Origin of the sequence: uncultured Winogradskyella sp. (assembly GCF_963975125.1) — a bacterium.
GTDB lineage: Bacteria > Bacteroidota > Bacteroidia > Flavobacteriales > Flavobacteriaceae > Winogradskyella.
This window is the reverse complement of the sequence record NZ_CAXBGB010000044.1, coordinates 14,173-27,060: the sequence shown is the minus strand read 5'-3', so window position 1 is coordinate 27,060 and position 12,888 is coordinate 14,173. Positions and strand designations below refer to the sequence as shown.

Annotated in this window: 14 protein-coding genes; 6 read left to right on the top strand and 8 right to left on the bottom strand. The window is 31.8% G+C overall.

The window, feature by feature from the left end; all coding sequences use genetic code 11:
* The coding region (locus AAC053_RS08170) for a lipopolysaccharide kinase InaA family protein (protein WP_339755192.1) at positions 1-640 on the top strand (640 nt) is incomplete at its 5' end.
* Between the two features lie 6 nt (positions 641-646).
* Here the strand turns inward: AAC053_RS08170 and AAC053_RS08165 are convergent.
* A complete protein-coding gene (locus AAC053_RS08165; RefSeq protein WP_339755188.1) occupies positions 647-1,414 on the bottom strand; it encodes a glycosyltransferase family 2 protein in 768 nt (255 codons plus the stop codon).
* Positions 1,415-1,443: 29 nt separating this feature from the next.
* Here AAC053_RS08165 and AAC053_RS08160 point away from each other — a divergent pair, with 29 nt between their 5' ends.
* Entirely contained in the window at positions 1,444-2,265 is an 822-nt protein-coding gene (locus AAC053_RS08160; protein WP_339755185.1) for a glycosyltransferase family 2 protein, read from the top strand.
* On the opposite strand, the gene AAC053_RS08155 is transcribed toward AAC053_RS08160, so the two are convergent.
* The 3 genes from AAC053_RS08155 to AAC053_RS08145 are packed head-to-tail and all read right to left on the bottom strand — an operon-like array spanning position 2,262 to position 4,452.
* The gene (locus AAC053_RS08155) at positions 2,262-3,323 is read right to left on the bottom strand and encodes a glycosyltransferase family 9 protein (RefSeq protein WP_339755182.1); all 1,062 of its coding nucleotides are present in this window, start codon (positions 3,321-3,323) and stop codon (positions 2,262-2,264) included. The genes AAC053_RS08160 and AAC053_RS08155 overlap by 4 nt on opposite strands.
* 3 nt (positions 3,324-3,326) lie before the next feature.
* The gene (locus tag AAC053_RS08150; RefSeq protein ID WP_339755179.1) at positions 3,327-3,620 is read right to left on the bottom strand and encodes a hypothetical protein; all 294 of its coding nucleotides are present in this window, start codon (positions 3,618-3,620) and stop codon (positions 3,327-3,329) included.
* A gap of 16 nt (positions 3,621-3,636) precedes the next feature.
* Complete coding sequence (locus AAC053_RS08145; RefSeq protein WP_339755177.1) at positions 3,637-4,452, bottom strand: 2,3,4,5-tetrahydropyridine-2,6-dicarboxylate N-succinyltransferase; 816 nt, start codon at positions 4,450-4,452, stop codon at positions 3,637-3,639.
* 391 nt (positions 4,453-4,843) lie between these two features.
* On the opposite strand from AAC053_RS08145, the gene ruvX reads away from it, so the two are divergent.
* The 4 genes from ruvX (at position 4,844) to mazG (ending at position 7,453) form a co-directional block, all read left to right on the top strand.
* A complete protein-coding gene (gene ruvX, locus AAC053_RS08140; protein ID WP_339755175.1) occupies positions 4,844-5,257 on the top strand; it encodes a Holliday junction resolvase RuvX in 414 nt (137 codons plus the stop codon).
* Between the two features lie 38 nt (positions 5,258-5,295).
* Positions 5,296-5,886, top strand: a complete 591-nt coding sequence (gene def, locus AAC053_RS08135; protein ID WP_339755173.1) for a peptide deformylase — start codon at positions 5,296-5,298, stop codon at positions 5,884-5,886.
* 149 nt (positions 5,887-6,035) lie between these two features.
* On the top strand, positions 6,036-6,467 hold the full coding sequence (locus tag AAC053_RS08130; RefSeq protein WP_339755171.1) for a DUF5606 domain-containing protein: 432 nt from the start codon (positions 6,036-6,038) through the stop codon (positions 6,465-6,467).
* 212 nt (positions 6,468-6,679) lie between these two features.
* Positions 6,680-7,453 carry a nucleoside triphosphate pyrophosphohydrolase gene (mazG, locus tag AAC053_RS08125; RefSeq protein ID WP_339755168.1) on the top strand — a complete coding sequence of 258 codons (774 nt, stop codon included), beginning with the start codon at positions 6,680-6,682 and terminating at the stop codon, positions 7,451-7,453.
* Between the two features lie 484 nt (positions 7,454-7,937).
* Here the strand turns inward: mazG and AAC053_RS08120 are convergent, their stop codons facing one another.
* The 4 genes from AAC053_RS08120 to AAC053_RS08105 form a co-directional block, all read right to left on the bottom strand.
* Complete coding sequence (locus AAC053_RS08120) at positions 7,938-10,043, bottom strand: DUF349 domain-containing protein (RefSeq protein ID WP_339755165.1); 2,106 nt, start codon at positions 10,041-10,043, stop codon at positions 7,938-7,940.
* A gap of 92 nt (positions 10,044-10,135) precedes the next feature.
* Entirely contained in the window at positions 10,136-10,897 is a 762-nt protein-coding gene (locus AAC053_RS08115; RefSeq protein ID WP_339755161.1) for a shikimate dehydrogenase, read from the bottom strand.
* The gene (locus tag AAC053_RS08110) at positions 10,866-11,885 is read right to left on the bottom strand and encodes a DUF368 domain-containing protein (protein ID WP_339755159.1); all 1,020 of its coding nucleotides are present in this window, start codon (positions 11,883-11,885) and stop codon (positions 10,866-10,868) included. The genes AAC053_RS08115 and AAC053_RS08110 overlap by 32 nt, the downstream gene beginning before the upstream one ends.
* On the bottom strand, positions 11,885-12,853 hold the full coding sequence (locus AAC053_RS08105) for a DUF368 domain-containing protein (protein WP_339755156.1): 969 nt from the start codon (positions 12,851-12,853) through the stop codon (positions 11,885-11,887). The genes AAC053_RS08110 and AAC053_RS08105 overlap by 1 nt, the downstream gene beginning before the upstream one ends.
* Between the last annotated feature and the right edge of the window lie 35 nt (positions 12,854-12,888).

Sequence of the window (12,888 nt, the reverse complement as noted above, 5' to 3'; positions counted from 1 at the left end):
GCTTGAAGACAAAACACTAAATGTTAAGTCTTTTAGAGTTCCTAATGTTATTAATCAATTGGCTTATCGTTTTTTAAGAAAAAGTAAAGCGCAACGTTCTTTTGAATACGCAAAACAACTTCAAAGTTTAGATATTGGAACTCCACAACCCATAGCATATTATGAGTATAAGTCTTTGTTTTTATTCAATAAAAGCTATTATGTTTCAGAGCAATTAGAGTGCGACTTAACCTATAGAGAATTGACTAAGGATTTTAATTATCCAAATCATGAAGCTATTTTAAGAGCATTCACAAGGTTTACATACAATCTACACCAAAAACAAGTGAAGTTTTTAGATCACTCTCCAGGAAACACTTTGATTAAAAAAGTTGATGACGATTATGAATTTTATTTGGTAGATTTAAACCGAATGGAATTTAAACCTATGGATTTAGAAGCGCGTATTAAAAATTTCGCAAAGCTGACGACGCATAAGTCTTTAATTAAAGTGATGAGCGAGGAGTATGCTAAATGCAGTAATGAATCTTATGAAACTGTTTTTAATTTAATGTGGAATAATACGCAGGATTTTCAAAGACGTTATTGGAGACGACGTCGCATTAAGAATAAGCTAAAATTCTGGAAATCTAAAAGTTAGTTTTCACTATTTTTTATAAAGTTCTCTTAATTTCGAATACTTCAAAAACGTAATATTTGCGGTCTGAACGCAAATTACCAATCCATTAAACCCATCTAAGAATCCTAATCTTAAAAAGTAAGCTTTAAAAAATGCCCAAGTTGAATTAAAAATAACTTTCCAGATTGGTGCTTTTTTACCATTATCAAAATAGGCCTTGGCAGCAATAGTTGAGAAATATTCCGTCTTTTGGTTAAACTCTGAAAAACTCTGATACGTTTTATGCAGAATATCACCTTTTAAATGACCAATTTTAGATGCGATATGATTTAATTCAATATGGTCGTGTGGATTGATTCCTGCCCAATTAGCTTTGGTTTTATTAAAAACACGAAGTTTTTTATTTGGGTACCAATCAGAATGTTTTATCCATTGGCCACAAAAATTGTTAAGACGATTACAGTAATAGCCATCAAATTTCCAATTAGACTTTAATTCTATTATTGATTTTTGAAGTGTTTCAGATAAAGACTCATCACCATCTAAAGAGACCACATGGTCATAGCTGGCTTGGGTTAATGCAAAATTCTTCTGTTCTATATAACCTAAGAATTTTTGTTCGATGAACTTTACATTGTATTGTAAGCAAATAGATTTGGTCTTATCCGAAGAGAACGAATCTACAACCACAATCTCGTCTGCAACATTTACTAAAGATTGAAGGCATTTTTCAATGTTGCGCTCCTCATTGTATGTAATAATAACAGCAGAAAGCTTAATCATTTGTACGGACATATTTGGTAAAAATAACTATTTTTGAACCAATGCAACCTATAGACACTTCCGTAATCATAAGTACTTACAATAATCCGAAATGGTTAGAAAAAGTGCTGTGGAGTTTTGATGTGCAAACCTATCAAAATTTTGAAGTTGTCATTGCTGATGATGGCTCTAATAATGAAACTGCAGAATTGATTACGTCTATTAGAGAAAAAGTAAATTTTCCTATTCAACATATTTGGCATGAGGATAACGGATTTCAAAAAACGATCATCCTAAATAAGGCAACAGTTGCAAGTAAAGGTAATTACTTGGTTTATACAGATGGAGACTGTATGGCAAGAAACGATTTTTTGCAAGTGCATATAAATAAGCGCGAAATTGGTTATTTTTTATCTGGTGGTTATTTTAAATTACCAATGGATATCAGTAAGCTTATATCTGAAGATGATATTAAAACACAACGTTGTTTTGATATAGATTGGTTAAAAACCCATGGGCTTAAATCCTCGTTTAAAAACAATAAGATTACAGCTAAAGGCTTAAAACAAAAACTTTTAAATGCATTGACTCCAACTACTGCAACTTGGAATGGACATAATGCTTCTGGATATAAAACAGATATCATTGATGCTAATGGTTATGATGAGCGCATGCAATATGGAGGTGAAGATAGAGAACTAGGTGAGCGCTTGTTTAATGCAGGTTTAAACGCGAAGCAAGTAAGATATAGTGCAATTTGCTTGCATCTCGATCACGAAAGAGGTTACGTAAAACCTGAGATGATTGAGAGGAATCTAAAGATAAGAGCAACTACAAAAAATGATAAACTTACAAAAACGCCTTTTGGGATTGTGAAACTTTAAAACTGATTTAAATATCCTTTTAATTGAGACATAAAAAATTCAGGTTTAAATTCTTTATATAGTTTTAGAGCATCGCGTTTCATTTCCTTTTTTGATAAACTTTCATACAGATTTGGATTAAAATCTTTTAGATGAACAGAAACATGCTTGTTGTCATCATCAAACATATTCCATGCTTCTTTTTTTATCCAAGGAGAGAAAATAGTGAAGGTTGGTATCTGTAATGCTTTTGCCATATTTGTAGCGCCACCTTCATTACCAATTAAAGCTGTACAATGTGATGTTATGGCTAAAAAATCTCGGAGACTTTTTCCAAAGACTGTAAAGAAAATGTGCTTTTTAGTTTCAGGTGTACATAGCTCTAAAATGGCTCTGGCATCTGCTTCTTGATTAGGAATATAATTGAATAATACCTGACTTTTGGGTTGCTTAGAAACAATGTTGTCAATCACTTTTGCCATGTACTCAAAAGGATAGGTTTTATTGATGCCACTGCCCAAAACACCAATCATAAAAAGAGGGATTTTTAAATTAATTCCGTTTGATTCTAAAAACTGTTTTGCATTAGTTTTTTCGGCTGTGGTTAGATATATTTTTGGATTTATGATATTGGAGCTATCTATTTCTAAAGGCTGTAAAAGTTGCAATCTATTTTCAATTGCTAAGCCAGCATTTGTTTTTGTCACTTTAGCGTCTCTATATGTATGAGAATAGATAAATGCAGTATAGTGTTTGTATTTAGAAATCTTTGTCTTTGCATTAGAATAGTAACTTATGATATTACTAGAAAATTTAGAATACACATCAATAACAACATCATAATTTTCACTTATTAGCTGCTTAGCAAACTGAAATAATTTTCGCTTACTCTTTTCGTGCTCTGGTGTAAAAAAGTGAAATTGATCTATAAAAGGATTTCCTTCAACAACAGGATATGTATGCGAGTTAAGGACATAATGCAATTGGGCATTAGGATATTTGTGTTTTATAGCTTCAAACAAAATGCTTGTTGCTAAAACATCACCTATCATTTTTTGTTGGATGATTAAGATTTTCAAAGTTTAAGTATTTGTTTTTTCAATCAAATTCGAAACAACTTCTTTGAATGTTTCTAAAGGTGTTTGATTTAATCTATTAGAAAGTCTCTTCATTTGACCAATCCATCCATCACTACTAGAATTAACACTATGATTTTTAATTACGAATTGTTTTAGATTAGAAGTAATGTCCTTATTATTAATTCCATGTTCATAACCATTTAAATAATTTGCAACATTGTCAAAATTTAGAGGATAAACATACATGTGTGTATGACTTAAAAAATGTTTCAAATCTAATTTTGGCTCATTATTCATAATCTACATTAAAAAATTAAACAGCCACATCATATTCACGTAAAGCATCATTTAAAGAGGTTTTCTTATTTGTACTTTCTTTACGTTTTCCTATTATTAAAGCGCAAGGAACCTGAAATTCACCTGCCTTAAACTTTTTCGTATAACTTCCTGGAATTACAACAGAACGCGCTGGTACAACACCTTTAGTCTCAATAGGTTCGTCGCCAGTAACATCAATTATTTTTGTACTCATTGTTAAAACAACATTTGCGCCTAAAACTGCTTCTTTTTCAACTCGGACACCTTCAACAACTATACAACGACTACCTATAAACGCACCATCTTCAATAATTACAGGTGCCGCTTGTAAAGGTTCTAAAACACCACCAATACCAACACCACCAGAAAGATGCACATTCTTACCAATTTGTGCACAGCTTCCAACCGTAGCCCATGTATCTACCATTGTACCTTCACCTATATACGCTCCAATATTTACATAGCTAGGCATTAAAATTGTACCAGAAGAAATATATGCTCCATGTCGAGCTACAGCATGAGGAACAACTCTAATTCCTTTTTCTGCATAACCTCGTTTTAGTGGAATTTTATCGTGATATTCGAAAATGCCAACTTCAAAAGTTTCCATTTTCTGAATAGGGAAATACAAAACCACAGCCTTTTTAACCCATTCGTTTACTTGCCAACCATCTTCAATAGGTTCTGCAACTCGTAAGCTACCAGAATCAATAAGATCAATAACACTACGAATAGCATTAATAGTTTCTTCATTTTTTAGTTGCGAACGATCGTTCCAGGCATTCTCTATAATAGATTGTAAATGTGTCATATTAAAAGGTAAATATTTAACCGTAAAGATAAGCTCATAACTGGCCATCAAAAAATATTTTAAAAAAATTGTGACCTATTAAATAGAGTAGTATCTTATAAGTAATTATATGACGATAATTTATTTCTAATAAGTATGTCTAAGAATTTAAATAATAGCTAATTTCGAAAACTACTCTCCCTTTAAGATTGAGGAGTTTTTTTAGAAAAATCTGTAAGAAATTTGTAGCTAATAGAATAGTGTTGTGTCTTAAAAGTAGTTAACATGATTTATTTATAGAGGATAGCAAAATTATAACTTAATTAATTTAAAAACGCTTCTTTTTATTAAGAGACGTTTTTTATTAATCTTAATTTAGATTAGAATTGGTATTGCATTATCTTTGCAAATCATGGGACGAATTTTAGCCATAGACTACGGAACAAAACGAACAGGATTAGCTGTGACTGACGAAATGCAAATTATAGCATCTGGTCTTACAACAGTTGATACCAAAGAACTCCTTGTGTTTTTGAAGAATTATATTGATTCTGAAAAAGTTGAAAAATTTGTAGTTGGCTTACCAAAGCAAATGGATAACACAGCTTCTGAAAGTGAGGTCTATATTCAGAAATTTTTAGTACAGTTGGCTAAAATAATTCCTAATATTCCTGTTGTACGTGTTGACGAACGCTTTACTTCAAAAATGGCATTTCAAACTATGATTGATAGCGGTTTAAAGAAAAAACAACGTCAGAATAAAGCTTTAATTGATGAAATTAGTGCTACACTTATTTTACAAAGCTATTTGACTTCTAATTTTTAAATAAGAATTGTATTTTTGCATCCGAAAATAAACGAATTATGATTTTACCAATCGTTGCTTATGGCGATGTTGTTTTAAAGAAAAAGGCTAAGGAAATTGATAAAGATTTCCCTAAACTAAATGCGCTTATAGAAAACATGTACGAAACTATGTATGGTGCGTTTGGTGTTGGTTTGGCGGCACCACAGATAGGGTTGCCAATTCGTTTGTTCTTAGTGGATACAGAGCCATTTGCAGAAGATGAAGAGCTTTCTGAAAAAGAAAAAGAGCAAATGAAGGGTTTCAAAAAGACGTTCATTAATGCTCAGATTTTAGAAGAAGAAGGAGATGAATGGGCTTTTAACGAAGGTTGTTTAAGTATTCCAGATGTAAGGGAAGACGTTTTTAGACAACCAAAGATTAAAATTCAGTATCAAGATGAAAATTTTGAAACGCATGTAGAAGAATACGACGGACTAATAGCAAGAGTCATTCAACATGAATATGACCATATTGAAGGCATTTTATTTACTGATAAACTATCATCATTTAAAAAGCGTTTAATAAAAGGTAAGCTCATTAATATTTCAAAAGGTAAGATTAAAATAGATTATAAAATGCGTTTTCCTGCAATGAGCAAAAAACGTTAGAACAATATGAACTTCAGAATTTTAAAAAAATAAGACTATTACATAGAATGCAGTCTAAATGTAATTTCAATTAAAGTTATGGCTTCGACTTTACTCAGCCTAACAAAAATAAGATTGCTGTATTGAAATTTTGAAAACTAAAATATAATATGAGTTTAGATAAAATTTTGTCCATTTCCGGTAAACCTGGATTATTCCAAATTGTAACACAGACAAGAACAGGTGCTGTTGTAGAATCTTTAATTGATAAAAAACGTATTACTGTTGGTGCACATAGCAACATTAGCATTTTAAGCGAAATCGCCATTTATACTTTAACAGAAGAAGTGCCTTTAAGAAAAGTACTTAAAAAAGTAAAGGATAAAGAAAATGGACAGCCAACATTGATTAGTCACAAGGATGGAAAGGATACTTTGGAAGAATTTTTCTTCGAAGTATTGCCAGATTATGATGAAGATCGTGTGTATCCTTCAGATATCAAAAAAGTTGTGCAGTGGTATAACTTACTTCAAAAGAACAATCTTTTAGATACACTTGAAGCTGAAGATGATAATACAGATACTTCTGACGAGGAAGAATAATTTTTTTTAAAAGTATTCTAACGTCAGTTTGAGTGATTTTGAGATACGAAGAATCGTATCGAGAACAGTATAAATTTGAAAATTTCAATTCTAGATGCAAATTTTACTCATAATCAACCCCAAGATTCACTCGAACTGACCAATTACTTTAAAAGTTATAACTGTTTCTTTTCTAAATTGTGGTAATTTAAACCATAAATGATATTGAATCTATGTCTGATAAAACAGCTCAATTAAAAGCCTTTGAACGTTTGTTAATTATTATGGATGAGTTGCGAGAGCAATGTCCGTGGGATAAAAAGCAAACCTTAGAATCTTTACGTCATTTAACCATTGAGGAAGTTTACGAACTTGGTGATGCTATCTTAGATAATGATTTAGACGAGGTTAAAAAAGAATTGGGAGATGTATTACTTCACATTGTATTCTACGCTAAAATTGGTAGCGAAACCAACGATTTTGATATTACAGATGTTTGTAATAGTATTTGTAATAAATTAGTTGATCGTCATCCACATATCTATGGAGATGTTATTGTTAAAGATGAAGAAGAGGTAAAGCGTAATTGGGAACAGCTAAAACTGAAAGAAGGTAAAAATAGTGTTCTTGAAGGTGTGCCAAAAAGCCTGCCAGCAATGGTAAAAGCCAATCGCATACAAGATAAAGTTTCTGGTGTTGGTTTTGATTGGGAGCAACCAGAACAAGTATTCGAAAAAGTTGAGGAAGAGCTGGCTGAACTTAAAGTTGAAATAGCAAAAGGAGATACAAATGCTATTGAAAGTGAATTTGGTGATGTTTTATTTTCTATGATAAACTACGCTCGTTTCCTTAAAGTAAATCCTGAAAATGCATTAGAGCGTACAAATAAAAAGTTTATAAAACGCTTTCAGTATCTCGAAAGTAAAGCTAAAGGTTTAAACAAATCCCTGAAAGATATGTCCCTTTCAGAGATGGATGTGTTTTGGGAAGAAGCCAAGTCGCTTTAATCACATTACTGAGAAGGCAGGAATCTCTTTCTAGCTTTTATAGCTTCTGAAACGAATTCAGAATAACAACTCATTAAGTTTGTTGAGTTATTAAATTTTCAATATCTTAATTTTGGTTAGAGTAAACACCAACAACGGTATAGAAATAAATGTTTTATTTGATTTACAATTATCTGTTTTTAGATTCTGTTGGAGAATGACTGACAAATCATTATAATAGTTAAATCTTAAAATTTTCTAAAATTTTAGTTTTCAAAAATCCAAACTCAATTTCCCTACGTAAATAATATATATAGAAACAAAAAACGTTTTTATAATCTTAGTAGGAGATCTTAATTATTATTATAAGCGGTTGTAATTAAGGTTAATTTAGTTTAGTTTAGTTAGGGCAAAACCCATCTGTAGATAGCAGATGGGTTTTGATTTTGTGTAGTTTCTAGTTTAATTATGTTGTTATCGAGAGTCTCATTCTAGAATAATATAATTAAGTATACATCCCACGAACCTTAGACAGCTTAGCTTTCCAGGTGTCCAATTGTTTTTTGTGGCTTTCTATGTTTTTATGAACATCTTTAACTAGTGGATTATCCGATTTTACATTAGAGAAAAACTGAAGGTTATTCTCTAATTGATTAATTTCAGATTTTACCTCATCAATTTTTTTACGGATAAAGTTTTGCTCGTTATCTAGTAGTCTTGTATCCTCTGGATTGGCTAAATTTTCAAGCTTGCTTTCAAACTTTACCATCTCTAGTTTCGATTTATCCATTTTTAGCTTATCAAACACATCATCAATGGCTTTGTAGAATTTGCCATCGATGTAACGCTTGTTTTGTGGTACATAACCTATTTCTTTCCAATCAGAAATTTTAGCCTGAAGTGTTTTTATATCAGCTTTTGGATCTTCTGTTAATTCTAATTTTTTTAAACCTTCTAAGAGCTTCACCTTCTTATCAAAGGCATCATATAAGTGCTGGTCTTTAGCTTTACGCTCGGCATGCATTTTATCAAAATAATGATTACAAGCACCTTTAAATTGCTTCCAGATTTTATCGCTATCGCGTCTTGGCACATGTCCAATTTTTTTCCATTCATTCTGAATTTTCTTCATCAATGGTGTTACAGTCGCAAAGTCGTCATTGTCTTTATTGTCTTCGGCAACCTTTATTAAATCCTTTTTCTTTTTAAGATTTTCGTATTGGTCTTTCTTTAAATCTTTGTAAAAATGATTTTTACCTCGATTGAAGGTTCTAACCGCATCTTTAAATTTAGCCCAAGTTGCTTCGTTAACTTTTAAAGGCACTTTGCCAGCATTAAAAAAATCTTGACGCAATTTTTCAATCGTCTTTATCTTTTTCTGCCAAGCACTATGAGTATTTGTAGCGTCTTCATTAACGGCATTTATTTGTGCTATTATCTCTTCTTTTCGCTCAAGATTTTTTTCGTGAGCCTTGTCCATATCTGCATAATAAGCTTGGCGCTTATCATGTATGGTCTTAGTCGATTTACTAAAGCGTTCCCATATTTGCTCTCTATGTTCTTTACCAACAGGGCCGAGTTCTTCTTTCCAAAGTTTGTGTAATACTTGTAGTTCTCTAAACGAACGATTGGTATTTTCGTCTTTTGCTAATTCTTCAGCACGCTCTATGATTTTTAATTTCTGCTCATAGTTGTGCTTAAAGTCCATATCTCGTAAATCATTATTGAGATGCAAGAAGTCGTAAAAACGTTCTACATGATGGTGATAAGTATTCCAAGCATTATTGTATTTGTCTCTCGGAATCGGACCAGCATTACGCCATTTTTCTTGTAGTTCTTTAAAGGTTTTATAGGTAGTGCCCATGTTCTCTTCAACATTAAGCAAGCCTTTAATATTTTCAATAATTTCCAATCTGCTTTCAAGGTTTTGCTTGAGGTTTTGCTCACGCTCCTTGTAATACGCATTTATAGATTGTTTGTATTCTTTATATAGCGTATTGAATAATTTTTTAGTATCGTTGGTATAGTAAAAATCTATTTCGTTACCACCATCATTAACAAATTCTTCCTTTTTCTCATCTAGTAGTGCACTAAATTTTGAATTGAATTCACCTTTAATCTCATTTACATGCTTAGAAATTGTCTGAATTTTATGATGTTTCAATAGCGTATTAAATTCAGTAACCAGCCGATCTATAGACATGACGTGGTAGTCTTTGTCTTCTAATTCATGACGCTCTGCATTTGATTCATCCTCGGCATCTTCTGCATTTGATGCTTCAATCTCATCAACATGATCTTCAGCAGCTGTTTTAGTCTTAGTTTCGTCTTCTTCTGTTTTTTTACTTTCGTCTGTCTCAACTTCTACTTCAGCAGTTTCTTCCAAAGCTATTTCAGTTTCTGCTTCAACTACATTCGTTTTAGGTTCGGTTTTAACTTCAATTTTTTCAATTTCACTATCAGTTTTAATAGTTTCCTTTTTAGCTTCAGTTTCAACGTTAACTTTAGTTTCAATCTCAACTTTCAATGTTGCATCTTGTGTAGGAGTAGTTTCTTGAGATTCTACTTCGTTTTTTCCGTCTGCTTTTAGCTGGTTATCATTCTCTGACATGTATCAATTATTTTTATAAGGACGTTAAAGATAGTAACAAATGCCGAAATATAAATGGAAATGCTGTTATCACTTATGTTTTTATATGAGTTTTAAGACTTATTCCATATTTCCCAAGACTTTTCTGCTTGTAATCTTAGCATTTCTATACCATTTATTGTAGTAGCGCCTTTCATATCACCACAACTTAGAAATTTAGTTTGTTCAGGATTATAAATAAGATCATAGAGAATGTGCTTTTTGGTAATAGCATCGTATGGGATATTTGGACATTCATTTACATTTGGAAATGTGCCAATTGGAGTGCAATTAATAATTATTGAATACGCCGAAATAATTTCATCTGTTAAATCGGAATACAAGAATTTAACACCGTCTTTCTCTGAACGTGAGACATAGTCATAATTAATTTTTAACTTATTAAGTGCGTAAGCGATAGCTTTAGAGGCACCTCCTGTACCTAAAATTAAAGCCGTTTTATGGTGCTTTTTTAGATGTGGTTTGAGCGAATTTTTAAAACCGTAGTAATCTGTGTTATAACCTATTAATTTTTGATGATGCGTAATTCTTATGGTATTTACAGCTCCAATTTTAAGCGCACGTTTATTTAAACCATCAAGAATAGAGATAACGTCCTCTTTATAAGGAATGGTAACATTAAGCCCTTTTAAATTTGGTGTATTTTTAATGATATCATAAAGCTCGTTTATAGATTGTATATCGAAGTTTACGTAGGAGTGTGCTAAATTTTCTGCTTTAAATTTAGCAGCAAAATAACCTCTAGAAAAGGAGTAGGAGATATCTCGTCCTACGAGTCCAAATTTAAGTTTTTTGTTGCCTTGTGCGTTTTCCATACCATTCTAATCCTAAAACTATGAGGATTCCTAGAGCAATATAAGCAATTGCAATATAAGTTTGGGTGCTGAATTCTGGTAAATAACGTTGGTAGTTTGCAATGATCTGTTTCCCAGTTGAATCTAAAACCAATGTGCCTTCAAAGTTTGTTTTATAGATTGTTTTTTTCCATGGCCAAACGACTCCAAGTGAACCTATTATAAAACCCATAATGGTTGCAAGTGTGATGTTTTTATAATGCTTCAAGATATAATTTAGGATATGAGAAAATGTCACTAAACCTACAAATGAACCCAATGTAAACATGGCTAAAACTTTTAGCATTCGTATTCTGGCTTCGTTATGAATAAATTCGAAATTACCACTAAAAATATCAAACATGGTATCGTAAAGTGCATTTACAGAATCTACAAGTAATAACACATAGTTGCCAAGTATGATAAGAATAAATGAACCTGAAAAGCCAGGTAAGGTCATGCCAGAAACGCTTATAATTCCACAGAAAAACACAAAAATAAGATTGTCATTTTCAGTTGCAGGATCTAGAAAGCTGATACTTAATCCTGCGATTGCACCAAGAACTATAGCTGTAATTGTTTTTCTATTCCAAGCACTAAAGTCTTTACTGATGTAATAGATAGACCCAAATATCATTCCGAAGAATGTGCTCCAAACATAAAGCTCGTAGTTTACAATGAGATAATCTAAAACCTTAGAAACACTAAAATAGCTGATAATCATTCCTAAGAATAATAAGCTGAGAAATTTGCCATTGATATAGCGATAGAAACTTCTAAAACGACCATTAAACAAAAGTTTAAAAGCGGTTTTGTTAATCCGTTGCAAAGAATAAATAAATTCTTGGTAAAAGCCAGCAACAAAGGCAACAACACCACCAGAGACACCAGGAACTTTATTAGCAGCTCCCATAGCCAATCCCTTAATGATCAAAAACACACGATCTTTAAGTGCTCTTGTACTTTGCATTAGGCTTTATTTTTTTGTTTACCTAAGCTTTCTAGAATGAGGATTGCGGCAAAACCAATTACAATGAAAACAAGCACCATTAACATTTGGTTATCCCCATCGTAAGATGTTGGTAAAATACTTTTGTCTAGTAACGTAACTTCTTCACCTTTAGAATTGATTCTTGTCTTTAACACTTCTTTCCAAGGCCAGATTTTGTTTAAAGACCCAATCATGAATCCTGTTAATATAGCAAGGGTTAAATTTTTCTGATGTTTAAACATCCAGTTCAAAGCTTTTGAAAATACTTTTAATCCAATAAGAGCACCAATAGCTAGTAAAACAAATTTTAGAAATGCATCTTTAAAAAGAGTCATGTTCCCTGTAGTCAATCCCTCTATAAGATTATTTATAGTGTCAATAGCAGTTTGATAAGCACCAAGAATTAATAATATAAATGCACCAGAAACACCTGGTAAAATCATAGCTATAATAGCAATGAATCCACAAAATAGAAGGTAAAATGGACTATCTGGTGAAGCAAAAGGCTCTGCTAAAGTTATATAATAAGATAAAATTGATGTTGCTATAATTGCAATAATAATCTTTGCAGACCAACCTTTTATTTGTTTTGCGATATATAAAATGCTTGCTAATACCAATCCGAAAAAGAACGACCATAATAATATGGGTTCATTGTGCAATAACCATTTTATTAATTTAGCTAAGGATAGAATACTGATAACAATACCAGAAAAAAGTGCTAATAAAAAACTGCCATTTATAGAATTCCAAGCGGCTTTAAAACCGTCTTGTTTACATACCTTAAAAACTCCAAAACTTACGTTATCTATACTCTCAATAAGCTCTTCGTAAATGCCAGATATAAAGGCAATAGTCCCACCAGAAACACCAGGGACTACATCTGCTGCACCCATAGCAATACCTTTAAGAATTATAACTAAGTAATCTAAAAATTGTCTGTGCATTCTACTAAAAAATAAGAAGTGCTAAGGTATGGATT